This is a genomic window from Rhizobium sp. ERR 942, assembly GCF_007828395.1.
GTDB classification, from domain to species: Bacteria; Pseudomonadota; Alphaproteobacteria; order Rhizobiales; family Rhizobiaceae; genus Rhizobium; species Rhizobium dioscoreae.
The window spans coordinates 88,018-113,395 of sequence record NZ_VIUA01000002.1 but is presented as its reverse complement, the minus strand read 5'-3'; the positions used below and the strand labels follow the sequence as shown (position 1 = coordinate 113,395).

The following is a 25,378-nucleotide window of genomic DNA, read 5'->3' as shown; positions in this document are numbered from 1 at the left end:
ATGCCCTATCCGAGGACGAGGCCGCATCCCACAGCGGAAACGACGACCTGATCGCTGAGTAATAGGGTCATTTCTCTCCTCCTTATAGATTCGCCCACAGCGCATGGAAATGCTGCACAGGCCCATGGCCGCTGCCGACAGAAAGCTGGCCTGCGGCAGCAACCGCGGCGGCGAGATAGGCCTTGCCGACGGCGACAGCTTCGGGAAGCGACAGGCCTTTGGCGATCTCTGCCGCGATAGCGCTGGAGAGCGTGCAGCCCGTTCCATGGGTATTCTTGGTCGGCAAGCGCTCGGCTTCGAACCAGGTCAGGCGACCGGTGCTTGCGAGCACATCTGGACTTTCGTTGCCCTCGAGATGGCCACCCTTGACGAGTACAGCTGAAGGCCCGAGCGCTGCAAGCGCACGCGCCTGGCGCGCCATGTCTTCGCGACTTTTCGCCTCCGCGTCATGCAACAGCGCAGCCGCCTCGGGGAGGTTCGGTGTAATGACGGTCGCCAGCGGTAGCAATCGCGTGGTCAGCACGTCAACGGCATCGGCAGCCAGTAGGGCGGCGCCACCCTTGGCGATCATGACCGGGTCGAGGACGACGGGTACATCGCGATGTCGCGCCAGAATGTCCGCGACGGCACTGGCGATGGCGGCATTGGCGATCATGCCGATCTTGACGGCATCCACATGGATGTCGGCAAAGATCGCATTGATCTGGTCTGCCACGAAATGTGGAGGCACCGGATGGACGCCGGAGACGCCTTGCGTGTTTTGCGCGGTCAAGGCAGTCAGCGCTGCCATTCCATAAACGCCGCGGGCGGAGAAAGCCTTCAGGTCGGCTTGAATGCCAGCGCCGCCGGAGGGATCGGAGCCAGCGATGGATAAGACATTGCGGATCATTGGCGAGCCTCCTTGATGGCGTTCGCGATGACAGTTGTCGCGGCTTGCGGGTCCGGTTGGCCGCATATGGCCGAGACGACCGCGAGACCATCGGCTCCGGCCGAGTAAACGCTTGCGGCATGCTCTCCCTTGAGGCCGCCGATCGCGACCGATGGAACGGGGCATAGCCTGACGATGCGGGCAAGCCCGTCGAAGCCGATCGGCTGCTTGTGATCGGGCTTGGTGGGCGTGGCAAAGACCGGGCCGATCCCGGCATAGTCGACGATGCCGGGATCTATGGAGGAAGCGAGAGCTTCCGTTTCCACCGAGAGGCCGAGGATCATGTCCGGCCCGATCAGGCGGCGTGCTTCGGCGGCATTCATATCCTCCTGTCCGATATGGAGGCCATCGGCGCCAATGGCGATGGCAGCCTCGACATTGTCGTTGACGATCAGCCGGACATTCGTTCCCTGCAGGATTTGCTTGAGGGCGCGGCCCGTCTCGATCATGGCGGCTGTCGGTGCATGCTTGTCGCGCAGCTGTACGATGGTTGCGCCGCCGGCAATGGCTGCACGGGTGGTTTCAATCATGCCGAGGTTGGCACACAGCACCGGGTCGAGGACGAGATAGAGCGAGAGATCGAAGTCTTTCATGCCGCCGATATCCCTGCATTGCGATCCAGCACTTCCGGGCTAAGGCCGGCGAGGGCGTCGAGGAAGCGCCAGGAAAAGGAGCCCGGCCCGTCTGCAGCCGCTCCGGCCTGTTCGCCGGCGACGGCAAAGACCGCGAGCGCCGCAACGGTCGCATCGAATGGATCATCCGGCGTTGCTGCGGCAAAGGCGCCGACGAGGCAGGTCAGCGAGCAGCCGACGGCCGTCACCTGCGGCATGAATGACGAACCGCCGGCGATGCGCTTTGCCCTCCGCCCGTCGGTCACGAAATCCGTAACGCCGGTAACTGCAACGACGCAGCCATGCTTTCCCGCCAATTGCCGGGCGGAATCTTCCGCGTGTTCGACCGCGTCGCGGCTATCGACGCCCTGGCCGCGGCTCGTGCCGCCGGCAAGCGCGATGATCTCGGACGCGTTGCCGCGAATGATCGCCGGCTTTAGCTCGATCAATTGCGCGACCGCCTTGCGGCGGAACGTGGTCGCATAATGGGCGACGGGATCGAGGATCCAGGGCTTGCCCGCCTCGTTTGCCGACTGCGCCGCCTTCAGCATGCCCGCAAGCCAGCCGGACGAGAGCGTGCCGATATTGATCGTCAGCGCGCCGGAGATAGCGGCAAACTCGCCGGCCTCCTCTTCGGCATGTACCATTGCCGGCGATGCCCCGGCGGCAAGCATCACATTGGCCGCGATATTCATGGCGACGAAATTGGTGATGCATTGCACCAGCGGAGGGTTAGCCCGCATGGTGCGAAGCAAATTGCCTGCAGTTGTCTGGTCTTGCATATCGCCCCTTTCAGGCGGGCGAGACGCACAGGGACGACGTGCTGGTGCTTTACGAGGTCCCGAGCGACTCCCTCCGCCAGCATGATCTGGTTCAGGTTCGAAGGGTGCTTCTCAGCCCGCCGGATGGCGGACGCCCCTGTCTCTCATCTCTCTTCTTTTCGCAGACAAAGACGGCGCTGTCACCAGCAAATCACAAAAGCCATGCTGGCGCGTGAGATTGCCTGCTTTCTCGGCGACCCATGCAATGGATGCATAGGTGGAGTGATCCCTTAGCTCTGCAAAAACCTGTGGGCTTCGACTATATGTTTCTCATCGAAGCGACGGGAGCGCCAAGCACGGCCGCTCAGCTTCGAAAGCCCAAGGAAAGGGGATCATCATGAACGTAGCACGCTCTTTCAATAACTGGCGCAAGTATCGTCAGACGGTCGCCGAACTGGGCCGTATGTCCACGCGCGAACTGCATGATCTGGGTATCGATCGCGGTGAAATCCGCAATGTTGCCCGCGCAGCGATCGCTCGCTAACGGCCGCACCGGCTCCTAATAAAGCTGAATTATGTCAGCGCCTGTTCCCCTTGAGCAGGCGCTTTTGCTTTATGAATATCACCGTTCCTTTTCGCCGCGCTTGCTGAAGATTGCATCAATTTAGCTCTCTGCTTTTCGCATGGCGCATAACTGCCTTGCAAAGAAATGCCTATGAACTGAGCAAAAGACTGGTATGTTCTTCTCATCGAAGCGATGCATCTCCTCCCGCATCCCTTCGCTTCGCAGACGTCCTTATCCTCCTCCCAGGGACGGCTGCAGGAATAGCGGAACTCCTCCTCCCATCCGCTGTTCGGTTCTTGTAAAAAGCCTGCCGCTCCTCCTCCCGCGGCAGGCTTTTTCGTTTCATGGACCTCCAGAAGATTGGCAATGACCTAACTCGGTCGAGAAGCTGGCGCTCCAACCCAAGCGGCAAGAGCGCTTCCGCATTAAAGTGTGCGCATTCTCCTCTCGCAAAAATGAAGAGTCGCCCCTATGTGCGACCTATGTAGCGCGCTACATCGAAGACCAACCCCAACGTGATTCCCCGAAACAGGAGGATGCCCATGACCGGTTCTGCCGAATATACGCCGCCGAAAATCTGGACCTGGAACAAGGCCAATGGCGGCCAGTTCGCCAATATCAATCGCCCGATTGCCGGCCCGACTCACGAGAAAGAACTGCCGGTGGGACGTCATCCCCTTCAGCTCTATTCGCTTGGAACGCCGAATGGCGTGAAGGTCACCATTATGCTCGAAGAGCTGCTGGCACTTGGTCACAGCGGCGCGGAATATGATGCCTGGCTGATCAAGATCGGCGAGGGCGATCAGTTCGGCAGCGGTTTCGTCGATGTCAATCCGAACTCGAAGATCCCGGCTTTGCTCGACCGCAGCGGTCCGAAGCCGGTCCGCGTTTTCGAATCGGCCTCGATTTTGATGTATCTCGCCGAGAAATTCGGCGCCTTCCTGCCTACCGAGCAGCCGGCTCGGGCCGAATGCATCTCCTGGCTGTTCTGGCAGATGGGCAGCGCGCCCTATCTCGGTGGCGGCTTCGGCCATTTCTACGCCTATGCGCCGACGAAGATCGAATATGCGATCGACCGTTTTGCCATGGAGGTGAAGCGTCAGCTCGATGTCCTCGATCGTCGCCTGGCTGAAAGCGAATATATCGCCGGCAGTGACTACACGATTGCCGATATTGCCATCTGGCCGTGGTACGGCGGCTTGGTCAAAGGCTGGCAATATGGCGCGGCCGAGTTCCTGCAGGTGCAGGATTACAAGAATGTTCAGCGCTGGGCAGAGCAAATCTACGCGCGTCCTACCGTCAAGCGCGGCCGCATGGTCAACCGCATGTCGGGCGATCCGTCCGAGCAGCTGCGTGAGCGCCACGATGCGAGCGACTTCGAGACGAAGACGCAGGATAAGCTGGAAGCCGCTGGCTGATACGACAATTCCCTTTTGCTGAAATGAGCTCGCGGTCCTCCGGATCGCGAGCTTTTTATTGCTCTTGCCACCGGCGTTGCTGGTCTCGACAAGTCAGCCTCGCTCCACCTTGCGAGGCGTAATGTTCCGCTGCCGAGGGTCCGCCGCTCGGCATAGAACGCGGAGCGATCCTGCGAAGCGTTTTCGACTTCGGCGAAAGAGGAATGCTTCTCCATGCAGCAAATTGCTGACGACTGTACCCTGGATGAGAACGTGACTGCGGGTGCGTCGTCGCAACAGCGAGGCGAGGCGAGGGGCGCGCTTCTGAAACATCTGGTGTCGGGCGGCGACGAACGGCTGGATTGCGATCCGGTCAACGGGCTCAACATGTATGGCTATGGCCCCGCGCCCCGGCCCGAAGATCTCGCTTTCGGCTCGTCGACGGCATCCACCATCTCCGCCGCCGCCTTTGTCGCGGTCGAATCCTATTACGCGGATTTGACGCAGGAGATGGAAACAAGCTCGCCGAAGGTGATCTACGACCGCGAAATCGGGCGCGTGCGTGATGATCTGCTGCGCTTGCTTGGCCTCAGCCAATCGTCGCAGCCGCGGATCGATGCCATTCTGGCCACATCGGGCACGGACATCCATCTTTTTTCGGCCTCGCTGTTGGCAGGCGAGGACGAACGTGCCCTGATGACCATCACGCTGATGGGGAACGAGACGGGCAGCGGCGTCATGACGGCGTCGGCCGGGCGGCATTTCATGAGCCGCGTCAGCAGCGAGCGCGCTGTCGTCAAGGGTGAGGAATTGCGGGAAGGCGACGCGACGCGCAACGCCACCATTGCTGTGCGCAACAAGGATGGCTCTCTTCGCACCGAGAGCGAGGTGGAGGAGGAGTTGCGCGGCCTCATCGAACTTGCCCGCGCAGCCGGCCTCAGATGCCTGCTCGTGGTCACGGACGTTTCGAAAACCAGCCTGCTGGCGCCCTGCCTCGAGAGCGTTCTGCGCCTGAAGCAGCGCTTCGGTACGTTGCTGGATATCATGATCGATGCCTGCCAGTTTCGCCTGTCGGCGGCGACGATCCGCGCCTATCTCGCCCATGGCTTCATGGTCGCGCTCACGGGTTCGAAATTCCTTGCCGGACCGATTTTCAGCGGGGCGCTTCTCTGCCCGCCACAAATGTCGGAGCGCTTCAAATCGTGCGCACTGCCAGCGGCCTTGGCGGATTATTGCGGAAAGGCAGAGTGGCCGGAGGGCTGGGCCGCTCGCGATATCTTGCCGGATAGAGCCAATTTCGGCCTGCTGCTGCGCTGGAAAGCCGCGCTGTTCGAACTCGGACGTTTTCTGGATATTCCTGAAGATCGCGTGGTCGCCGTTTTGTCCGCCTTTGCCGACGCCGTCTCTGATCGTCTTGCGAACGATCCGGCTTTTGAACCGTTGCAGAGCCGGCCATTGGATCGACGCGAACTGTGGGGCGCATCATCGGCTCTTCGCTGGGACGAGATTCCCTCCATTTTCTCGTTCTACCTGCGCAATTGCACGGATGGCGCGATGCTGACTGCGATGGAAATGGCGGCGGTCTACAAGGAGCTGGCCAGCGACGGTGATGGAGTTGCGTCCGTGCGTCTCGGGCAGCCCGTTCGCTGCGCCGATTTTGGTGATGTACCGGCAAGTGCCCTTAGAATTTGTTTGAGCGCGCCGCTGGTCGTGGCTGCTTCCAAGAGCGATGAAGCGCTTGCGACGGTGATCGCGCAAGCGATGCTGGTTCTGGATCGCACCGCCGAGGTAGCGGCTCGACTAAGCGCCGGTTCCAACATCAAGGAGATGCGCCGCAGTGCCTAAGATGCGGCGCGCAAATCCGATTCAGCCGGCATGCTCCGCTTATCGATAGCGGATTATGAACTTCGGCGCTCATCCCCGTCAAAGCCGGCAAAATCACCTCTGACGATGCCGTGGCGCTGGAGCTTGTCGTAGAAAGTCTTCCTGGGAATGCCGAGCGCTTCGATAGTACGGCGCACATCGCCATTGTTCTGCGACAGGGTTGCGCGAATGAGTTCGGCTTCGTAACGTTCTACTCGAACCGGCAACGGCAAACCTTCGTCCGCCGCCGGCACCTCGTCGGATTTTGCCGTTGTTGCCGATTCGAGGCCGAGCACGAAGCGCTCGGCAAAATGCGAGAGCTCGCGAACGTTGCCTGGCCAGTCGTGCTGTTGCAGATGGCGGCGCACTGCTGTGGATAGGGCCGGCACCTCGCGCTTGAAGCGGCCCGCGGCGCGATCGGCAAAATGGCCAAAGAGCAGGGGGATGTCATCGCGCCGTTCACGCAGTGGCGGAATGGAAAGTGTGACGACGTTGAGACGATAATAGAGATCCTCGCGAAAATCGCCGCGTTGGCGAGGATCGGCGAGATCGACCTTCGCCGCCGCCACGACGCGAAGATCGACAGGACGGACTTCGTTGGTGCCGAGCGGCGTTACCTCGCGCATCTCAAGCACGCGCAGCATCTGTACCTGGATCGGCGGTGGCATACTTTCGATCTCGTCGAGAAACAGGGTGCCGGAGCTGGAATATTCGATGCGCCCAACGCGCTTCTTCTGCGCGCCGGTAAAAGCGCCTGGCTCATGGCCGAACAGCTCGCTTTCAATCACGGTTTCGGGCAGGGCACCGCAGTTCAGCGCGACGAAATTACCCTTCGCGCGCCGGCTCCAGCGATGCAGCAGGCTCGCCACCACTTCCTTGCCGCTGCCGGTCTCGCCCGTGACAAGTACATCGACATCCGTATCGGCGATCTGCCGCAGCGTATAGCGCAGCCGCTCGATGGCGGGTGTCTGGCCAATCAGAGGCAGATCGCCCTGCGCCTGCTCCGCCGCTTGCCGCAATGCCCGATTCTCCAGGATGAGCCTTCGTTTCTCAGCCGCGCGTCGCACGCTTTGCACCAACCGGTCCGTGGCGAAGGGCTTCGCGATGAAATCATAGGCGCCGTCCTGGATCGCCTGCACCGCCATCGGAATATCGCCATGACCCGTCATGAGAATGACCGGCAGGTCGGCGTCGAGCGTCTTGATGCGGGCAAAGAGCTGCTGCCCATCCATCTGCGGCATGCGGATATCGGAGACGACAACACCCGCAAAACCGGCGTCGAGAACAAGAAGCGCTTCGGCTGCAGCAGAGAAGGCGGATACGGCGAAACCAGCCAATTCCAGCGTCTGTTTCGTCGCCCTCAACAGATCCTTGTCGTCGTCGATGAGGAAAACGGGGAAACTCTCACTCATGGTGTGGCCTTGCGTAAATGGACGATGAAGCGTGTGCCGCTGCCATTGCTCTCGACATCGATCCGGCCGCCATAGTCGACGACGATATCCTTTGAAATGACGAGACCAAGGCCGAGGCCCTTTTCCTTGGACGTATTGAAGGGGGTAAACAGCGAATCGAGGATCGTCGCTGGAATACCGGGGCCGTTGTCCGAAACTACGACCTCGACCTCATCCAAAGTTTCGCGCACCGACACCTCCACCTTGGCCTGATCGCGGCCTTCCAGGGCTTCCAGAGCATTTTGAAAGAGGTTGATCAGCACTTGTTCCAGCCGGATGCGCGTGCCGACAACACCGAGCCCCGTTGGCGGCAGCTCGATCTTCAACGCATCCAGGCGGCCGGCAAAGCGGCTCCGCAGCAGAACCACGGCTCCCTCGATCACGCTTCTGAGGTCGACCGGCTCTGGGGCAGTCCTTCCCTTGCGGGCGAAGGCTTTCAGTTCTTCGGTGATCGTGCCGATACGCTCCGTCAGCGCCGCGATCGCCGAAAGGTTTTCCTTCACCGGATCTGTCTGCTGCCGATCAAGGAAGACGTTGGCATTCTCCGCATAGGCACGGATCGTCGCGACTGGCTGATTGATTTCATGGGCGACGCCGGCGGCGACCTGACCCAGGATGGCAAGGCGATTGGCTTGCACGAGATCCTGCTGCACGCCTTGCAACTTGGCTTCCGTCGCACGGTGGTCGGCAATTTCCGCCTCCAGCCGGTCGCGGGCCTGGCTGAGGTCCTCCGTGCGCTCAAGAACCCGGCGTTCCAGCTCCTCGCGCGCGATCCTGTTGACGGCGATCTGCATGGCGGAAACATCGCGACGGCGCAGCAGGAAAGCGGCGAATGCGAGGATCGGCAGAAGGACGGTCAAGGCAAGGAAGCGCGTCTCGCGCACGGACGAGGCGATCGCCTGATCGGTCGGGATCAGGTAGCCAAGCTGCCAGGGTGTTGATGGAACGGCGACCGTCAGCCGCAAATATTCCGCAGCGCTGCTTCCAGGCAAAATGGCGCGCACGATGGTTGCATCCGGGCCGACTTTTTCGGGATGGCTGACCGGAAGGGGCGAAAGTGGTGCTGCGCCGAACTGCAGGCTTTTTCGAATGGCGTCGGCTTCCTCGCGCGCAAGAGGGGTGGTCGTCATGAAGCGCCATGAGGGCAGGCTGGTGATGAGCACGACACCGCGTTCGTCGGTCACGTAAGCGGGGCGGCCGGTCTCGCTCCAGTCGGCCTCCAGCTGATCGAATTCCATCTTCACCACAACGACACCAAGCGCGGAGCCGACATCGCCGACGCGTCGGGAAATGTAGAGGCCGGGACGATTGCTGACCGTGCCCAGCGCGTAATGCTCGGCGGTTCCCGTTTCCATGGCTTTGCGAAAGTAATCGCGGAAAGAATAATCATTGCCGACGAAGCTCAACGGCTCCCGCCAATTGCTGGAGGCCATAGCAACGCCGTCCTTGCCGGTGACGTAAAGGACGGATGCGCTGGTGCCGGTGACGAGACTTTCGAGCTTGCGATCCAAGGCGACGACATCGTCGATGTGCTTGTCAGCGAGCGCATCTCGCACCTGCTGATCATCGGCCAGCAGTAACGGCAAAGCGCGCGGACGTTCGAGGACCGCGCGCAGTAGGGCAACCTTGAGGTTCGCATCCGTGTGCCCCTGCCGCTGCAGCCCTTCTATTGCCGAGAGCCGTCCATAGAAATTCGCGCCGTAAAGGCCAGCCGCAATGATGGCCGCACTTAGAAACGCGAACACGAACCAGACCCGGCGGGAGCGCCGGCCCACTTGCTCGGGCGTTAGAAATCGTTCGTTGGCCGGGCGCTGCAGCATTGCCGTATTGTGCATGATTTCGCGCGCACCGCAATTCGATCTGTGCGGATAGTCGCACAGATCGATGATCTTGGATCAGTGTCGGAAATTAAAATCCAACAAAAGCAATATGTTAAAATCAAGGCATGCATCTGGCACAGTCATTGCAGAGAACGACGGAACAGTCGGAGGCTGTTGAATTCTAGTCGTCGCCCGGAGGGCCGAGAGATCGGTTGGGCTTAACGGAGGACATCATGATTGCTCCTATCGCTGCCGCGGAAACGCGCGCCAAGGTTCCCTTTTACCGGCACCTCTATGTGCAGGTTCTGACCGCCATCGCCGCCGGCATTCTGCTCGGTCACTATTATCCGCAACTCGGCACATCGTTGCAGCCGCTCGGCGATGCCTTCATCAAGCTGGTGCGCATGGTCATCGCGCCCGTCATCTTTCTAACGGTCACGACCGGCATCGCCGGCATGTCGGACCTGAAGAAATTCGGCCGTGTCGTCGGCAAGTCGTTCATCTACTTCCTGACCTTCTCGACCCTGGCGCTGATCGTCGGTCTTATCGTTGCTAACGTCGTGCAGCCGGGCGCAGGCATGCACATCAATCCGGCGACGCTGGATACCAAGGCCGTCAACAACTATGCGGCGCAGGCCCATGACGCGTCGGTCGTCGGCTTCCTGATGAACATCATTCCGGATACGATCGTTGGCGCTTTCGCCAAGGGCGATATTCTCCAGGTGCTGTTCTTCTCGGTCGTTTTCGGTATTGCGCTTGGCGCTGCCGGCGAACGCGGACGCCCGGTGACGGATTTCCTCCAGGCACTGACCACGCCGATCTTCCGTATGGTTGCCCTGCTGATGAAATTTGCACCCATCGGTGCCTTCGGCGCCATGGCCTTCACTATCGGCAAGTATGGTATCGGCACGATCGCCAATCTGGCGTTCCTGATCGGCACCTTTTACGCCACCTCGCTGCTGTTCGTTCTCGTCGTGCTCGGGGCCGTCGCCCGCTATAACGGCTTCTCGATCCTGGCGCTGATCCGCTACATCAAGGAAGAGCTGCTGCTGGTGCTCGGCACCTCTTCGTCCGAGGCCGCATTGCCGGGCCTGATGAACAAGATGGAGCGTGCAGGCTGCAAGCGCTCCGTCGTCGGCCTCGTCATCCCGACGGGCTATTCCTTCAATCTCGACGGCACCAATATTTATATGACGCTGGCGGCATTGTTTATCGCCCAGGCAACCGATACACCGTTGTCGCTGGGGGATCAGGTCCTGCTGCTGCTGGTGGCCATGCTGAGCTCCAAGGGTGCCGCCGGCATTACCGGTGCGGGCTTCATCACGCTTGCCGCCACCCTTGCCGTCGTGCCTTCGGTTCCGATCGCCGGCATGGCGCTGATCCTCGGCATCGACCGATTCATGTCCGAGTGCCGCGCCTTGACCAATTTCGTCGGCAATGCGGTCGCCACGGTCGTTGTTGCCCGCTGGGAAAACGAACTCGACCAAACCAAGTTTGCCGCCGCCATGGCGGGGCAATTGAGCGAAGAAATCGAGGTGCCTGCCCTGCAGGCAGCCGAATAAACTTCGCATGTCCTCCCAAGGATGAAACGGCCCCTTTAGGGGCCGTTTTTTTGTTCGGTGCCGTTCGATCACAGTTTCGTGTAGCACTCTCAGATGGCTGATCCTTCCGCATCATCAACAGCCGCCTTCATAAAACTGTCACCGCAGCGGCTCACAGCATCATACGGACAGTTGTGAATTTCGACGAAACCCAAGCGAGCAGGAGAGCAGCGTGTCACAGACGATTTTTGTGAGCGCGAGCCGGCCAGTTTCGAGGGGCGTGTGCGTCGATCGACCGTGTCGCGAGTAGCGCGCATGGCTTTCTCACTTTCAGCGCAGCAAAAAGCCTTGCGACGGTCGGAGAGCTTTCTGTCCGAGCTCGCCTCTCATGCCGACGAGTTGCTGCACGGCCAGGTCCATGAGCAATATGCCGCCATTTGCTACAGGAAGGTGCCCGAAGGCGACGATGCCGAGATGCTCGTCGTCACAAGCCGGGAGAGCGGCCGATGGGTCGTTCCCAAGGGCTGGCCGATCAAGGGCAAGAAGCCGCATGAGGTTGCCGCCATTGAAGCTTATGAAGAAGCCGGCGTGCGCGGCAAGGTGAAGAAAAAGCCCTTTGGCTATTTTACCTATCTGAAGCAGCTTGCCGACGGCAGCCGCGTTCCCTGCATTGTCCAACTGCATCTGCTGGAGGTCGACCAAACGCTCCAGGACTTTCCCGAGCGAGGCCAACGCCGCGTCGAGTGGGTTTCCTTCATCGAGGCAGCCAATCGTGTGCGTGAACCGGAACTCAAGGGGCTGCTGCTTGCGGCCGGGCGGAAGGTGCGCAAGGCAAAAGGCAAGAAATGATCTTCGTCGTTAAAGGGTGACGTTCACAGCCGGGCGGGCGGCGGCTGACGTCGCAGGACGGCGTGCAGTGCCGTTCATTCCTCTGTAACCGTGACGTGTTGTCGCTATCACAGAATATTAAATCGCGACATTAGCCGAGAGCCAGGCGATTGGCAGCTATGCGCTTCCGTGCTTGCCCTCGCCGCATTGATGCCTATATTGACGCAGCGTTCGGCCGTGTCTGTTTAGGTCGATATGCCTCATGGCTGCAATAGCTGCCTTCACCCGGCAACGAATTGGCCGGCGGACTTTGGAAGGAGAAATTTCATGTCCATTACTCCGAATAATATCGATAGTTCAAAGGTTTCTACGGTTCCTGATGGTGAGATTGCTGCTGCTGTGCGGCAGGCGCGTGAAGCCATCGGTTACACGATTGACGACCTCTCGGAGACCTGTGGTCTGACCAGCGGGGAGATCACGGAAATCGAGGCTGGTGCCGAGGCCGATCCGGCGAAACTTCGCCGCATTGCGACCGCATTGCAGGTTCCGCCATCGACTTTCTTCATCGTTTGAACAAGCGGCGCACTTCGGTGCGCCTCTTCAATTCGGCGGCTCGCGTTTCGCATTGGCTTCCCATGCCGATCATCGCAATCGAAGCGCGTATCATCTCGCTTTCGCAGGCACATGCGTCTGCAACTGTGTGAGCAACGTCTTGTGACGGGCTTGCAATGCTTCCGGCACCGAAAGCTGCCGGAATGGTAATCGCAGGTGGATTGGGCGACATTTGAAGTTGCCTATGCAGCTATAGATGTGGCTGCTGCATCGAAGAGATGCAGCTTCGATCACAGGACCCGTTCGTTGGCCTTTTAAGCGAAAATTTCCATATTTATACATTGAAAATAAGCCAATATCGCCTGGTTTTATGAGTATTTTCGCTTTCTGTTGTCGCGATACTGGTCAAATTCGTTTCAAAGTTTTAATCTATACGGGTTAATTGCGTTTTATTAGTAGTACTTTTGCCGATACAACATATCGCTATGCAGTGGGATGGGTTTGACGGCGTTTATTGGGACAGATCGGCATGGGGCGGAATGATAAGAGTTTTGGCGCCGACCTCGATAACGGCGCACAGCTTGTTAATTCGGTCCCTGATGATGTTTTCACTCCTCGAACGAATGTAGATAGCCGCCTGGCCTCGCCGCCGGAGCCGCAGGCGCGAGAGGGGGGGCTGGATCGGGCGCCGGCCGAAGAAGACAAGCTCGCGGCCCTGGATAGGATTGCTCGGGATATGACCTTGCTGGCCACGCTGGTGACGAGGCGCCGGCATGCAAAATCCGAAAACGCCGCCGATCAAGATCAATCAACGTCATTTGACACCTCGGATGAGCCTGCAGGGCTGGCATTCGCGCCGCTCGGCATTGCAGCGCAGGATGGGGACGAGATTCACTCCATCAATTCGATCGCACAGGCCATCGAATATCTGACGACGAAATGGCCGATACGCTACGGAGATGCGTTTGAAGAAGCGTTGCAGGCCTGCGTCGACGGCGTCAAAGGCAGGCTTTCACCCGAACAGGTTCGCTCTGCCTTCCTCAAGGCGGCTGGCGCCGCCCGCATGCATATAATTCCCTGAGGCGATTAAAACCTGTCGGTTTGTTTGAATTTGCAGCATGCGAACAAGCAGGCGTCTTGGAGCATGCCGGGATAAAAGCTACTGACTGGCGAGTTGCGCTTGTTGCAAGCGAGGAGGCCCGACCGCTGCTTGAAGCAAGCAACCAGGCCTCCCGACCATCGCAAATTGGCGGTTGCGATAGTTCCAAAGATGTGGCTTGTCGCCGCTACATCGTCCATACGGAAAGCGGCGCGGGAGGTCTGATTGCGCCCCACGTTGGAAAGTCGATTTCACAGTAAGCCAATACCTAATGCCATCAGGCTGCATGTTTCGGAATGCTCCAGCGGCAACATGATCGCTCTGCCTGTCTTCCTGGGCGCCGTTGCGGAGATTGACACACCAAATGTATGCAGGCCGTGATTTGCCAGCATGCTCTTTATCATATGTCCGTTCATAGGGAGAGGAGTTGGGCGCAGTTGGGAGGCCTGACGTTCCTTTTAGGGGTCCGCCCCGTCAGGCCTCCCAGCGCAGCAGATGAATATCTGCGGTAGCGATAAAAACTCGCAGAACGGCGTCCTGCCTGTCTATATCGAAAGCGACACATCACACCCGATTGCGTCACTCGGAAGCCGCCGCGGCCGGCGGCCTTTGCGAGCGAAGCTAAATTTCCGCGCTTCGTTTCATACATTCCGCGTCCCCGGCAGCCGCGAAGCCATCCATCTCATTCTGGTTGTAATGTTTTTGCCGCCGCGATTCCGGCATTTTGCGGTGCGTCAAAGTATAGAATCAATATGCTCTCAATACATATTGCGACAAAACTATACAAATAAAGCTTATATATAGAAAATATTTATTAGTGACTACGTATTTACAGCTATAATCACGTCTATATTATGGCCTCAACGTGGACTTTCGCAAGTTACATGTTGAATCTCGTGAATTCCTTCGAGGAGAATTTTCGAATGCGCAAGTTTTTGGGGACTACGGTTTTCTTGTTGGCGACGGTTGCGGGGAGTACCGTCTATGCAGCAGATCTCGCAACTTCCACACCGCCTCAAGCTCCCGTCGAGGCGGCGCCGGTATTTTCGTGGACCGGTTTCTATGTCGGTGTGAATGCCGGCGGCGGTTTCGGTGGTAACGACGATGTCGGGTTCCATTCCTTCGGAAGTTACCTTGGCAGATTTGGCAAGCTTGAAGGGTCCGGTTTCCTCGGAGGTGGCCAGATCGGCTACAACTACCAGTTCGACCCCAACTGGGTAGTCGGCCTCGAAGCCGATTTTCAGGGTGCTGACATCAGCGATTCCTTCCGAAACGGCACCGCAAGTGCATCTTCCAAGATCGACTGGTTCGGCACTGTTCGCCCCCGCATCGGTTACGCCTATGACAACACCTTGTTCTACGGAACCGGCGGTCTCGCCTATGGGCACGTCGACTACAAGGGCGCCTTGGCTGGCGTAAGCTTTGACGATGACAAGACCAAGGCCGGCTGGACCATCGGTGCCGGCGTCGAACACGCTTTCACCGACCATGTGACGGCAAAACTCGAATATCAGTATGTCGATTTTGGCAGCAGCAAATTCGGGGGGGATGCCCTCAATACCAAAGGCAGCCTTGACTTCCATGCCGTTCGGGTCGGCCTGAACTACAAGTTCTGACCAAGTTTTGCCTTAAAAGACAACATGTTAATCTGTCGGAGAGGATAAGAACATGGCTTTGATTGGCATCAACCTAATCAACAATGGCACGACTACGATTGATAGTAGCAATGCCGGCACTCACTCGGATAGCATCCAGCTCAATCTGGTTGCCAACGGTACGGTGATTGTTGACGGCGTTGATGTCGATATTAGCAGTATCGTCGGCATCGGCGGGGCTTCAAATACAACAATCAAAGCAGTTAGTGGTGCGAATGTGACGATCAATGCCGGCCTCGCCAATGTCGGGGCCGATTCGACCTATACTTATGCAATAGGAGCCGATTCGAGTATTACGGCGAATGTGGGCCTGCTTACTGCCGATCTTTTGAACGGGGCTACCGTGGATTTTGCCGATGCAAAGGGTAGTGGGTTGTTCGCCTACGATCCAGGCGGCATCAATTTGAGCCTCTCAACCCCGCCGAACGTCGTAAACGTTCAATCGGGAGATCGGATCGAGGTAGCAGGCTCGAATGTTGTCTCTCAAACAGGGAATACCGTCACCTTCTTCGGCGGTCTCTTGAACGCGGTACCATTCGGCTCCTATACCATACCCATGGGTGTCACCTACACCTACGATGCCAACGCAGACAGCCTGACTTTTACGAGCTGCTTTCTGCGTGGCACACTCATCCGCACACCCGAGGGAGATACTCCGGTCGAGGATTTGCGGGCCGGCGATCTTGTGGTTACCCACAAAGGCGTCGCGGAAATCAGATGGGTCGGACGGCGTCGGATTGATCCGAAGGCGATCGATAAGCCACGCGATACCCTTCCGGTTCGCATACAGGCGGGCGCCCTTGCCGAAAACGTCCCTTCCCGGGATCTTTACGTTTCGCCCGACCGTTGCATGTTTCTAGAGGAATCGTTGATTCCAGCAAAGTTCCTCCTCAACGGTACGACGATCACGCAGGAGACGACTTTGGTGCCGTTCGAGTATTACCATATCGAACTCGAACAGCATTCGATCATTCTTGCCGAAGGCGCACAGACCGAGACATATCTCGCTCTCGGTGGTCGTATGTCCTTCCTTGAGCCTGGCGTACTGCGGTTCGGTTCCTTCGCAAGTACAGCAACGCGCACCTGGAACGACTGGTGCTATCCGCCAGTCTATGCCGGAAGAGTGCTCCAGCAAGCCCGCATGTCGATTGAAAGGCGGGCGGTGGAAATGGGCTATCGCGTCCGCGAAGCTGAAGCATCCTGAGAGAAGAATAACGCCGCCATAAGACGATGCTGTTTCGTCCTATTTACTAAATCGGGATCGGGTTGACGAACGAGCTTCGATCAAGAGCTGTCGGTTGGTCTAAAAAACACGCGGATTTTTCTCCATCCCGCGTTCTTCCCATTTTGAGTATCTGCCCTTTGGCGAGGAAGACTCTCTTATCTGTTGTTTTACAAGGGGATACCCATCAACTTCCCCATCGACGTGAAGGTATGAAGATACCTGTCGATCTCATGGTCTATAACGCTCTCCCGGGTGCCCCGATGGTGCGCGGGTCAGGGTTGGCGAAATAATCGAGCATTGCTGCAGAGCCTGAGCATCTCGCGCTGCGTAGCCGATTTCAATCCGAGCGAAACCGCATTCTCAAACCTTAAAGTCTTCTCAAGAACAGCTGGCGAACGACCCACCGGCAGCGTTTAGACGATAAGCGAGATAACCCGAGTCTCCGTGTCCGACGGACGCTGCAACTATCTGACAGCGCGTTTGATTCCGCTTTGAAAGTCAACTACGCTTTCGAGAAAGCAGAAAATATCTCAGTTAGACTATGATCATAAAGATTTTGTCGCGTTTTATACTGTCATGACGGGATTGGTGTGGCAGGGGCGGGATTGCCTGGACAAGAGTGCTGATGGTCTTTGCATGCTCTGGGGTTCCCCCCGTTACAGCGTTGGGAAGGAGATGTGCGAAGGGCGAATCGAAGCTCCATCGTCCTACGCGATGAGGGTCAGCATAGACTAGTTCTGAACTCGTTTACTTCAACGGAGCAAGAAACATGGCGGAAGGCAATTATAGTGCCACCACTGCGAGTGGCGTACAGTATAATCTGACCTATAACCCTGGCGTACTCGGGGTAGGTGCAAACTATGACCTCACCATCACCAACCCGGATCTTACGACGACGACGGTAAACAATATCGCGCCGGGCAATGTTGCGACGCCGGTTAATGGCACCAGTTCGTTTTCTATCCTCTCGGTCCTTGGGAACACCAACTACGTGGTGGCCCCCGGCGCGACGGCAACCGTCAACATTACCGCTGCGCTATTAGGCTCGTCCACGGTCTATGTGGGCGGCAACGCTACTATCAATTCGGGTGTTAGCGCCCTGAGCAGCATGACCGTCATCGTTGACGGCGGCACCGCCACCGCTGCCGGCGGCTCGGTCCTCGGAGCGCTGAGCGGCTTGACTGTCGACATCGAGAATGGCGGCTCGTTCACCAACGGAACGGCCTTGATAAGCGCGCTGAACGGCACGACCATCAACTTCGGAGCCGGTGGCGGCACCTTCGTCGCGAACGCCGGTGGGGCGGTTCTCGATCTTTCGTCGACGACCATCAATAGTTTCGATGCCGCGACGGACAAGATTGAATTCCAGGGGCTGGCCGGATCGGTGGATCACTACACCATCACTTCGAGCGGCGGCTCCCAGACGATCAGCCTTTTCGACAGCAGCAACAATCCGCTCGGAAATGTCAGCGTTGCCGGCACCAGTTTCACGACCGGCACTTTCATCGCCGGCCAGGCAGGTCCGCTGACAATCACTTCGAATGGTGCGGCAATAGACATTACTCCGGTGGCGACGCCGTGCTTCGTTTCCGGAACGCTTATCCTTACCGCGCGCGGCGAGGTCGCCGTCGAAGATCTGAGGGTTGGCGACCTGGCGATCACGGCGACCGGCGAAGCCCGTCCGATCATTTGGATCGGCAGCAAACGGGTCGAACGGCCGGTGCGCAATGAGTGGCCGGTCCGGGTTCGCGCCGGCGCCTTCGGCGATAACCTGCCCGCTCGCGATCTGCTGCTGTCCGGCGGCCATGCGGTCTGCGTGGACTTGATGGGCGAAGTGTTCGTGCCGGTCGGCGAGCTGGCCAATGGCGCGACGATCGTCCGCGAGGAGTGGCCCGAGGTCACATATTGGCACGTGGAACTGGAAAGCCATGATGTGCTGATGGCCGAGGGCATGGGCTGCGAGAGCTACATGGAAGTGGGCAATCGCGCTTTCTTCGGCAGGGCTTATGGCCGCCTTGTCGGGGTCGACGCTGCTCAGCGTGTGGCCGAGAGCCTGACCCGTTATGCTCGCCCCTTCTTTGACCGTGGCGTCCTCGTCGAGGCGATCCGCGAGCGGTTGATCGCGCGGGCGGAGGCACTCGGCTGGAGCCGGGCTGCGGATATGGACCTGCATATGCTGGTCGACGGCAAACGCGTGGAGGGGCAGATCGACGGCGACCTCGCACGGTTCATCTTCCCGGCGTCTACCAAGACGGCGAGCCTGGTGTCGCGGACCTTCTCCCCCGGTCGAGAGGTCCGTGCGCTCGGCGTGCGGTTCGAGAGCCTGCGTATCTTCGATGGTCTCAAGACGGATCGCGACGTTGCCTTGAACGGCCTCGTCGGCCTCCATCCGGAAGAGATCGCAGCAGGTTGCAATTGGTCCTGGACCAATGGTCACCTCGTGCTGCCGGCCACGCTGTGGGCCGATTGCAAGGGCCACGTGATCCTGCGCCTGACAGGCTATGCGGAAGCCGGCCAACCTTGGGTGGCGCCGGAAGAAACAGACGTCGCGGGGCTCCGCGCCGCTTGAGGAAAGCCCATCTTGCGGCGGTCCACCTTTGGACCGCCGACAGAGTGAGGAGCTGTTCAGCAGCCGGAGAGGGATGGGATCGACCTATCCGTCTCCGGCAAGAACCGGCGGAGTTGCGAGCGCCGACGAACCATCGCGGAAATCCCCTTAGCCATCGCGATCAACCTGACCCAACAAACCGGGCGAGATTTCATGAACATTTTCCGCAGCAAGGAAGAAATGAGAAACGTCGTCAGTGAGGCAGACGTCGCGCGGGATTCGCGACTGTGGCAGAAAGCGGCCGACCTCTATGATGAGCATTTGCAGACCAATCCCGAGGACACGGGGATTTGGGTTCAGGCGGGCAACTGCCTGAAGGAAGCGGGTGACTACCGCGAGGCAGCCAAGCGCTACCAGAAAGCTCTCGAGCTCAACCCGGATGATTCCGATATTCACCTGCAGCGCGGACACTTGCTGAAGCTCACCGGACGCATGGGCGAAGCAATCGAAAGCTACAAGCGCTCGGTGGAATGCAACCCCGGCAACCACGACGCCGTCATCGAACTCGTGGCAGCGGGCGCTGCTGGCGACGTCTTCTCAGATTTCAGCGCCGAGAGCGAAAAAGCGTTAAAGACCATCTGGCTCGACGTCACCGACCTCATGGAATATGCTCAGCACAATAAGAGCCTGAGCGGAATTCAACGCGTCGTTGCCAACCTGGTCCTTCATATCGAGTCTGGTGTTTTCGGAGACTACCGCGTTATCCCGGTGATCCCGGAGTATGATCGCCATCGTATTCTCGCCGCGAGCCCGGCGGCACTTGCGACGCTTGTTCGCCAGTTCGATGTCCCGATTGTCGATCGCAGCATGGTCGATAAGGCAATTGCCGCCGTCTTCGACGCGCGCTTCGAAGTTTGGCCGACGCAGGATGATATATTCGTCGTTGCGGGCGCTTTCTGGATCTATCCGCATTACGATGTCATGCGGAAGCTTCGTGAAAAGGGCATGCGCTTCTGCGTATTCATTCACGATCTCATCCAGATCCGGAATCCGGAATATGTCCAGCAGGCTGCCGTCGACAAGTTTCAAAGACAGCTGATCGACGTATTGTCGGTTTGCGATTTCGTTCTGGCGAATTCGGAGTTCGTCGCATCCGAAATCAGGGCCTATTTCAAGGAGCGTCTCAACTTCGAGCTGCCCGTCAAGGCAATTCCGCTCGCAACGGAGCTGCGGAAGACACAGAAGAAGACCAGGATCCTTAATACCAACATCCTCGGCATGGCAGAGGAGGAATATGTCCTCTGTGTTGCAACCATCGAGGTTCGCAAGAATCATATGTACCAGATCCGCATCTGGGAACGTCTGATCCGCGAACTGGGCGAGAAGGCACCGAAACTCGTCTGGGTGGGCAAATGGGGTTGGCAGATCGACGAATTGCGCCACCATCTGGCCGCTCACGGTTATGTCGGGGACTGGCTCTACATCTTCAACGACATCTCGGACGACGAGCTGGAATATCTATACCGGCATGCTCTGTTTACGACCTATACAAGTTTTGCCGAAGGCTTTGGCCTGCCCATTGGCGAGAGCCTGAATTACGGCAAGCCCTGCATCGCCTCCAACGCCACCTCGATGCCCGAAGTTGGAGGGCATTTTGTGCGTTACATCAATCCTTACAACATCGAGGACGGCTACAACATCTTCAAGCAGGTCATTGTCGATCGCGAGGATCTGGCCGACTGGCAGCGCGATATCGAGCAGAATTTCGTGCCAAAATCGTGGGATGCGTTCTGCTCCGAGCTGTTCTCGACGGCGATCGACATGAGTGTTGGGCTGGGAGATCAGCCCGGCCGTTTGAATTGCCGCCTGCCTCGCAACGAGATCATCGAAGGCGGCGACACGGCGCTATTGCGGATCGCCGCCGAAGGCCGGCGGATCGTTACCTTTCGCGCAGCGCGTGACTCTGGCTGGTTCGCCATGGAGGATTGGGGCGTCTGGGCAAGCCAGCGCCGCTCCCGGCTTGTGTTCGATAGCGAACTCGCCGAGGGCCAGAAAGTGCGTATCTACCTGGAGGTGATGTGCCCACCTGGCAGCCAGAACATTGTTTTGATCACCGATGCCGGAGGGGAAACGTCTTCCTTCCAGGTGATCGACCGGCCGACCTACATTTCGTTCGAAGGTGTTGTCGGACCGCAGGGGAGGGTGACGGTCAACCTGCTGACGAGGGGCAGGTTCGGCGATACGGGCGCTCGGTCATGCCATCTCGGGCTTTCAGCCGTGGCGTACTGCGATGGGGCGGCCCCACTGGAACGAGTGGGTTTGTTGGAGAAAGTCATGCTCCAATCGCAGCTAGGCCGAAACTGATCGATGCAGTCCCGTTAGGCGGCTTGGCCCGCCTCAAAATGTAATTTTGATCATCTCGATTCCCGAGATCAGTGCTGTGAGTGGAGGGTTGTTTATGGATGGAAGTTTAGAAACGATATGTCAGTTCCTGTATGGGAACGATATTCCTCCATCTCATAAAGATCATATTAGGAGACATGGTATTTCGGATGGAGAACTATCTTATTCAAAAATTCGCTCTGTTATAGGTGTTTTTGATCGTCAGAGCTTAAACACACCGATCATTGTCAGATTTGGACCAGAGGATATTTTCTACGCTGATCTTGGATCATTTAGCTTGGCGGTAGACAATGCCGATAGGGCAGTCGGCCTTTCGATACTGCATTCAGGTATATATGAGCCTCATGTCACTGCCTTTTGTAAGTCAGTGATCAAGGAGGGAATGCATGTCGTCGATATTGGTGCAAACATCGGGTATTTTACGCTGTTGTCCTCAAGGCTCGTTGGACCATCGGGTTCCGTGACAGCAATAGAGCCGAATTCCGAAAATAGCCGCTTGATACTGTTGAGCATCGAGCGAAACGGAATTGACAATGTAAAGCTTCTGCCTGTCGCACTATCCAGTGCAGAAGGGGCCGCCTATTTCTCTACGCATGTAGGTTCCAATGGCGGGTTGCTGCCGGAAACTTCCGCTGTTTTAAGCAGTCCTTATTGCACGGTGGTGCCGGTTTTTCGCCTGGATCAGCTTGTCCAAAAGCGCATCGATTTCATTAAGGTTGACGTAGAGGGCGCAGAGTCCAAGGTTTTTGACGGCGCTTGGCCTCTTATAGAGCGCGATCGGCCCATCATATCGACGGAGTTCTCGCCGGAGATGCTTCAGCGCATATCTGGAGTGGATCCGCTGAGCTATTTAAAGAGGTTTGTAGATATTGGCTATCACATTGGTCTTCTTGATCGAGCGGACCCGACGGGCGTACCGAAGGACATAGGGGACCCTGGCCTGTTTTTACAGAATTACGGAGCGAATACTCGCCTGGAAGATCTGGCGCTGATCCCCCGTGAGCGGTTTTCAAACTGAAATATAGCTATTGAGAATTTCCTCCGTTGGGAGTTCTGGCGTGCATTTGGCAAGTGGCAAGAGATGAGGCGAAGCGGCGTTGTCTCCACAAGTCGGTGAGGACTGTAAAAATGCCAATTTCCAAGGACGACGTGAGCTACGGCTATCGCTATCTTTTGGGCAAGTTGCCAGAAAACAACGACCGTACTGCCGGACAATTTTTGCTGCTCGCATGGGCACTTATCGTGTTCAGTTTCAGTACGGGTGCCTGGGCGCAAAGCGCCAGCACAGTCCAAACAAACGCTGCGTTACAATCGACGTCCATTTCGGGACTGGCGGTGGGAACGACCATTGTCCGTAGCGGGTTTTACGCCGCCGGTGACGGCGGCGCGGCTACATACACCTTGTCGGCATCCAACTGCACCGGCCCAGATAACGGCGCGAAGGTCCAACCATCAAGCGGGACAGGGTGTTGGATGCTGCAGCCTAGCACAATAACGGACATCCGCATTTGGGGCGCACAAAACAACAACTCGACAGATATTGGCCAATATGTCCAGAAAGCCTACGACGCAAATGTTGGTTGCATCTTTATCCCGGCGGGAATTTGGTTATGGTCCTCTGCAGTAACAATGTCGGCGCAGACCCCTTGCTTCCGCGGAGCAGGCTGGAATGAGGCGGTTTCAGCGGGATCATTGAGCAGCACAAATATGCTTGGTACGTGGATTCACCGCTCTAGCACTTCGTTCACCCCCGCCACAATAAGTGGACTTGCTGGCCAAGGAGGTACGCCCTCCTTTTCTTATATAGCGTTCTATGACGATCAGCCAGCGATTGGTACTGGTCCCTGGACCCCAAACGCCTATCCATATTTCTTCGTACTTAACAATAATGGCCGGGTCGATTTTGATAATATCATGTTCTATAATACAACGCATTGCATCAGTGTCTTTAACTCTGCGCGGGGTCACATCACAAATATTTATGGCCAGCCCCAGGGAACGTGTCTTTCCTTTGATCACATGCATGATATTTCGACGCTTAAAGATATCCAGTTTTGGCCTTTCTGGTCAGGGGCTTCCGTCGTCGCGGCGTTCGACCAGACTGTTGATCCGATTGTCTACGCGCGATCCGATTCACCTTTTATAGACGACATTTTTACCTTGTCTTATCATAGTGCCCTAGCCTTTACCCAATCGAACGAAGGTACCACGACGGGTGCGCAGATCGGTTCTGTGTCCGCTGACGCCACGTTATACGGCATTTGGATTAAGCCCGACGCGACAGGCGTGCAATTACAGATCGCCAATCTTCGCGGGTCGGGCCAGGCATTTCCCGGAACCGGAAGTCAGCCTGGTTCAGGCACCTATCGGGATTCTGGGACAAGTACGCAGGTATCGATCGGAAATATAGATTGCTTCTACGCTGGCGGTAGCTGCATCTCTGTATTGGGCAGCGGAAGCCTGCAATTTGGTAACGGAGTCCTTTGGAACTACAACAACGACAATAATGGGTCGGCCGCTATTAATGCCGGAGCTTCCGGCTTTATTTCAGGCGCAAATCCGCCAAGTATAGCCAATGTCACACATCCAGCACCTGTAATTCCCACAACATCCGCCGGCGGCATTTATGAGCTGCGCGGCGTAAGACAGTATTGGACTCCGGGAGTGGTCGGGAGCGGCGAGAGCGGCACGGTAACGTATAGCTCGCGTGTTGGGACGTTCTGGTATGATGGCTCTCAGGTGACGATTACCTTTTACATAAACGGTACTACCTCCAGCGGCCTCTCAGGTTCTCTCTTTATCAATGGTCTGCCGTTTACGGACAATGAGCTACCAGACCAGCACGCGTTCTGCACCATTTCCAGTATGGCGGGAATTACGCTCAGTCCCTCGTTTAATATTCTATCTGGGGTTGTAGCTAGTGGCTTAAATCAAATATTGCTTGTCCAAAGTGGCAGCGGCCAGGCGACAATACCGGCCCCGACGACGATTGTGACGGGCGGTTCCGGCTCCTTCGTACTTGGAGGATCATGTACGTTCGCATCAGGACAATAAGAAGAACAACGAACAACGACCGTCGCGGCTTGTGCACCAAGAAATATCACTTAAGGACCAGAGGAATGCCAATTTCTAAGGACGACGTGAGCTATGGCTATCGCTATCTCTTAGGCAGGTTGCCAGAAAACAACGATGTTATAGAAATTTATCGCCAGGCATTCGAAGACGTTGAATTATTCCGCCAGCATCTGATGGAATCTCCCGAGTATAAATTAAAGAATCCCATAGCGGTCACTAAATCTTTTCTGGCCCATACTCCGCCCTCCGATATTGAAACCACCATGGACGATCCCACTCTTAAACAGGTGGTATCCAAGACGGCATCCTATTGGTCAGAAATTGGTGCTCAGGCGCCACATTGGTCTGTGTTGTCTTTGGATAAGTATGTGCCGGATCAATTGGAACAAAATCTGGTTGAATTTTATGAAAGCGGTGTCGGAGATTTGTACTTGGTTCGCGACCTGCTCCGTAGAATGAACCGATCGCCAAATGACTTCAAAACTATCCTTTAATTTGGTTGCGGTGTGGGGCGTGCGACGGCTGCGCTGGCTACGGCCTTCAAGCATGTTATCGCGCTGGACATCTCAGCCCCTCATATTGAATTGGCGAAAAAGCATATTGCATCTTCGGGCGTCAATAATGTCGAGTTTATCCAAGTCACATCTGAGAACGTCATGCCAGGACGCGGCTTCGATCTTTGGTATTCCCGGCTGGTGCTGCAACATAATCCGCCGCCAGTTACACTGTCTATCCTAGAGAAGGCGTTTTCCGGATTGCCGCCTCACGGAGTCGCGATCGTACACGTTAGGACACATGAAGATGGTTACAGCTTCAAAGTAGCAGACTATCTCAAGGGTGGTTTCAAACTCGATATGGAGATGCACTCTACGCCGCAACATTCCATCTTGGAGCTGGCCGATAAAACTGGCTGCCGGTTATTCGAGTTGCATGAAGAGCCTGGCCATATCGACAATGTTACTAGCATCTTTGTTTTCGTGAAAAAATAATGCCAGCAGTTAGAGCGTGCGCGTACGCCGAAAGCCCGCCTTGAGAAGTGTGCGGGTAAAGTAGCTG

20 protein-coding genes and 1 riboswitch are annotated in these 25,378 nt (G+C 57.3%); of the genes, 15 read left to right on the top strand and 5 right to left on the bottom strand.

The genetic code is table 11. The features are described 5' to 3' along the window. Window positions 1–82: 82 nt before the first annotated feature. The 3 genes from thiD to thiM are packed head-to-tail and all read right to left on the bottom strand — an operon-like array spanning window position 83 to window position 2,321. Window positions 83–889, bottom strand: coding sequence for a bifunctional hydroxymethylpyrimidine kinase/phosphomethylpyrimidine kinase (gene thiD / locus FBZ97_RS07480; protein WP_145317876.1), 807 nt, complete (start codon window positions 887–889; stop codon window positions 83–85). Continuing rightward, window positions 886–1,521, bottom strand: a complete 636-nt coding sequence (gene thiE / locus FBZ97_RS07475) for a thiamine phosphate synthase (protein ID WP_145317873.1) — start codon at window positions 1,519–1,521, stop codon at window positions 886–888. The genes thiD and thiE overlap by 4 nt, the downstream gene beginning before the upstream one ends. Further along, window positions 1,518–2,321: a hydroxyethylthiazole kinase gene (thiM, locus tag FBZ97_RS07470; protein WP_145317870.1), complete on the bottom strand. Its 804-nt coding sequence runs from the start codon at window positions 2,319–2,321 to the stop codon at window positions 1,518–1,520. The genes thiE and thiM overlap by 4 nt, the downstream gene beginning before the upstream one ends. A 51-nt stretch (window positions 2,322–2,372) precedes the next feature. Further along, a riboswitch (TPP riboswitch) is annotated at window positions 2,373–2,469 on the bottom strand. Between the two features lie 228 nt (window positions 2,470–2,697). Here thiM and FBZ97_RS07465 point away from each other — a divergent pair. The 3 genes from FBZ97_RS07465 to FBZ97_RS07455 all read left to right on the top strand — a co-directional run bounded on the left by FBZ97_RS07465 (window position 2,698) and on the right by FBZ97_RS07455 (window position 6,107). Next, window positions 2,698–2,844 (top strand): DUF1127 domain-containing protein, encoded by a 147-nt coding sequence (locus FBZ97_RS07465; RefSeq protein ID WP_015342994.1) that lies wholly within the window; start codon window positions 2,698–2,700, stop codon window positions 2,842–2,844. A gap of 563 nt (window positions 2,845–3,407) precedes the next feature. Continuing rightward, complete coding sequence (gene yghU, locus FBZ97_RS07460) at window positions 3,408–4,283, top strand: glutathione-dependent disulfide-bond oxidoreductase (RefSeq protein WP_113351133.1); 876 nt, start codon at window positions 3,408–3,410, stop codon at window positions 4,281–4,283. Window positions 4,284–4,496: 213 nt separating this feature from the next. Continuing rightward, window positions 4,497–6,107 carry a hypothetical protein gene (locus tag FBZ97_RS07455; RefSeq protein WP_145317867.1) on the top strand — a complete coding sequence of 537 codons (1,611 nt, stop codon included), beginning with the start codon at window positions 4,497–4,499 and terminating at the stop codon, window positions 6,105–6,107. 53 nt (window positions 6,108–6,160) lie between these two features. On the opposite strand, the gene FBZ97_RS07450 is transcribed toward FBZ97_RS07455, so the two are convergent. Both FBZ97_RS07450 and FBZ97_RS07445 read right to left on the bottom strand, forming a co-directional pair. After that, window positions 6,161–7,537 (bottom strand): sigma-54 dependent transcriptional regulator, encoded by a 1,377-nt coding sequence (locus tag FBZ97_RS07450; protein WP_145317864.1) that lies wholly within the window; start codon window positions 7,535–7,537, stop codon window positions 6,161–6,163. Beyond that, window positions 7,534–9,411, bottom strand: a complete 1,878-nt coding sequence (locus FBZ97_RS07445) for a sensor histidine kinase (RefSeq protein WP_145317861.1) — start codon at window positions 9,409–9,411, stop codon at window positions 7,534–7,536. The genes FBZ97_RS07450 and FBZ97_RS07445 overlap by 4 nt, the downstream gene beginning before the upstream one ends. 218 nt (window positions 9,412–9,629) lie before the next feature. On the opposite strand from FBZ97_RS07445, the gene FBZ97_RS07440 reads away from it, so the two are divergent. The 12 genes from FBZ97_RS07440 to FBZ97_RS07385 all read left to right on the top strand — a co-directional run bounded on the left by FBZ97_RS07440 (window position 9,630) and on the right by FBZ97_RS07385 (window position 25,311). Further along, entirely contained in the window at window positions 9,630–10,958 is a 1,329-nt protein-coding gene (locus FBZ97_RS07440; RefSeq protein ID WP_112724414.1) for a dicarboxylate/amino acid:cation symporter, read from the top strand. Window positions 10,959–11,252: 294 nt separating this feature from the next. Next, complete coding sequence (locus tag FBZ97_RS07435) at window positions 11,253–11,786, top strand: NUDIX hydrolase (protein WP_145317858.1); 534 nt, start codon at window positions 11,253–11,255, stop codon at window positions 11,784–11,786. A gap of 306 nt (window positions 11,787–12,092) precedes the next feature. Further along, complete coding sequence (locus tag FBZ97_RS07430) at window positions 12,093–12,338, top strand: helix-turn-helix transcriptional regulator (RefSeq protein WP_113332692.1); 246 nt, start codon at window positions 12,093–12,095, stop codon at window positions 12,336–12,338. A 493-nt stretch (window positions 12,339–12,831) separates the two neighbouring features. Further along, window positions 12,832–13,398 carry a DUF982 domain-containing protein gene (locus FBZ97_RS34665; protein ID WP_246661710.1) on the top strand — a complete coding sequence of 189 codons (567 nt, stop codon included), beginning with the start codon at window positions 12,832–12,834 and terminating at the stop codon, window positions 13,396–13,398. A gap of 941 nt (window positions 13,399–14,339) precedes the next feature. After that, window positions 14,340–15,032 carry an outer membrane protein gene (locus FBZ97_RS07420; RefSeq protein WP_145317855.1) on the top strand — a complete coding sequence of 231 codons (693 nt, stop codon included), beginning with the start codon at window positions 14,340–14,342 and terminating at the stop codon, window positions 15,030–15,032. Window positions 15,033–15,084: 52 nt separating this feature from the next. Then, a complete protein-coding gene (locus tag FBZ97_RS07415; protein ID WP_145317852.1) occupies window positions 15,085–16,275 on the top strand; it encodes a Hint domain-containing protein in 1,191 nt (396 codons plus the stop codon). Between the two features lie 790 nt (window positions 16,276–17,065). Next, window positions 17,066–18,865 carry a Hint domain-containing protein gene (locus tag FBZ97_RS07410; RefSeq protein ID WP_145317849.1) on the top strand — a complete coding sequence of 600 codons (1,800 nt, stop codon included), beginning with the start codon at window positions 17,066–17,068 and terminating at the stop codon, window positions 18,863–18,865. Window positions 18,866–19,057: 192 nt separating this feature from the next. Further along, entirely contained in the window at window positions 19,058–21,208 is a 2,151-nt protein-coding gene (locus tag FBZ97_RS07405) for a tetratricopeptide repeat protein (protein ID WP_145317846.1), read from the top strand. 94 nt (window positions 21,209–21,302) lie between these two features. Beyond that, window positions 21,303–22,265 carry an FkbM family methyltransferase gene (locus tag FBZ97_RS07400; protein ID WP_145317843.1) on the top strand — a complete coding sequence of 321 codons (963 nt, stop codon included), beginning with the start codon at window positions 21,303–21,305 and terminating at the stop codon, window positions 22,263–22,265. 110 nt (window positions 22,266–22,375) lie between these two features. Beyond that, window positions 22,376–24,301, top strand: coding sequence for a hypothetical protein (locus FBZ97_RS07395; protein WP_145317840.1), 1,926 nt, complete (start codon window positions 22,376–22,378; stop codon window positions 24,299–24,301). A gap of 65 nt (window positions 24,302–24,366) precedes the next feature. Continuing rightward, window positions 24,367–24,816 (top strand): hypothetical protein, encoded by a 450-nt coding sequence (locus tag FBZ97_RS07390; RefSeq protein ID WP_145317837.1) that lies wholly within the window; start codon window positions 24,367–24,369, stop codon window positions 24,814–24,816. A 12-nt stretch (window positions 24,817–24,828) separates the two neighbouring features. Beyond that, window positions 24,829–25,311: a class I SAM-dependent methyltransferase gene (locus FBZ97_RS07385; protein ID WP_145317834.1), complete on the top strand. Its 483-nt coding sequence runs from the start codon at window positions 24,829–24,831 to the stop codon at window positions 25,309–25,311. The last annotated feature ends 67 nt before the right edge of the window (window positions 25,312–25,378 follow it).

Bases quoted from the DNA above. Each gene is read 5' to 3' on its own strand.
- thiM (WP_145317870.1), bottom strand. From the start codon at position 2,321: ATGCAAGACCAGACAACTGCAGGCAATTTGCTTCGCACCATGCGGGCT.
- FBZ97_RS07435 (WP_145317858.1), top strand. From the start codon at position 11,253: ATGGCTTTCTCACTTTCAGCGCAGCAAAAAGCCTTGCGACGGTCGGAG.
- FBZ97_RS07430 (WP_113332692.1), top strand. From the start codon at position 12,093: ATGTCCATTACTCCGAATAATATCGATAGTTCAAAGGTTTCTACGGTT.
- thiE (WP_145317873.1), bottom strand. From the start codon at position 1,521: ATGAAAGACTTCGATCTCTCGCTCTATCTCGTCCTCGACCCGGTGCTG.
- FBZ97_RS07420 (WP_145317855.1), top strand. From the start codon at position 14,340: ATGCGCAAGTTTTTGGGGACTACGGTTTTCTTGTTGGCGACGGTTGCG.
- FBZ97_RS07410 (WP_145317849.1), top strand. From the start codon at position 17,066: ATGGCGGAAGGCAATTATAGTGCCACCACTGCGAGTGGCGTACAGTAT.
- FBZ97_RS07440 (WP_112724414.1), top strand. From the start codon at position 9,630: ATGATTGCTCCTATCGCTGCCGCGGAAACGCGCGCCAAGGTTCCCTTT.
- FBZ97_RS07400 (WP_145317843.1), top strand. From the start codon at position 21,303: ATGGATGGAAGTTTAGAAACGATATGTCAGTTCCTGTATGGGAACGAT.
- FBZ97_RS07405 (WP_145317846.1), top strand. From the start codon at position 19,058: ATGAACATTTTCCGCAGCAAGGAAGAAATGAGAAACGTCGTCAGTGAG.
- yghU (WP_113351133.1), top strand. From the start codon at position 3,408: ATGACCGGTTCTGCCGAATATACGCCGCCGAAAATCTGGACCTGGAAC.
- FBZ97_RS07415 (WP_145317852.1), top strand. From the start codon at position 15,085: ATGGCTTTGATTGGCATCAACCTAATCAACAATGGCACGACTACGATT.
- FBZ97_RS07395 (WP_145317840.1), top strand. From the start codon at position 22,376: ATGCCAATTTCCAAGGACGACGTGAGCTACGGCTATCGCTATCTTTTG.
- FBZ97_RS07390 (WP_145317837.1), top strand. From the start codon at position 24,367: ATGCCAATTTCTAAGGACGACGTGAGCTATGGCTATCGCTATCTCTTA.
- FBZ97_RS07445 (WP_145317861.1), bottom strand. From the start codon at position 9,411: ATGCACAATACGGCAATGCTGCAGCGCCCGGCCAACGAACGATTTCTA.
- FBZ97_RS07465 (WP_015342994.1), top strand. From the start codon at position 2,698: ATGAACGTAGCACGCTCTTTCAATAACTGGCGCAAGTATCGTCAGACG.
- FBZ97_RS07450 (WP_145317864.1), bottom strand. From the start codon at position 7,537: ATGAGTGAGAGTTTCCCCGTTTTCCTCATCGACGACGACAAGGATCTG.
- FBZ97_RS07455 (WP_145317867.1), top strand. From the start codon at position 4,497: ATGCAGCAAATTGCTGACGACTGTACCCTGGATGAGAACGTGACTGCG.
- thiD (WP_145317876.1), bottom strand. From the start codon at position 889: ATGATCCGCAATGTCTTATCCATCGCTGGCTCCGATCCCTCCGGCGGC.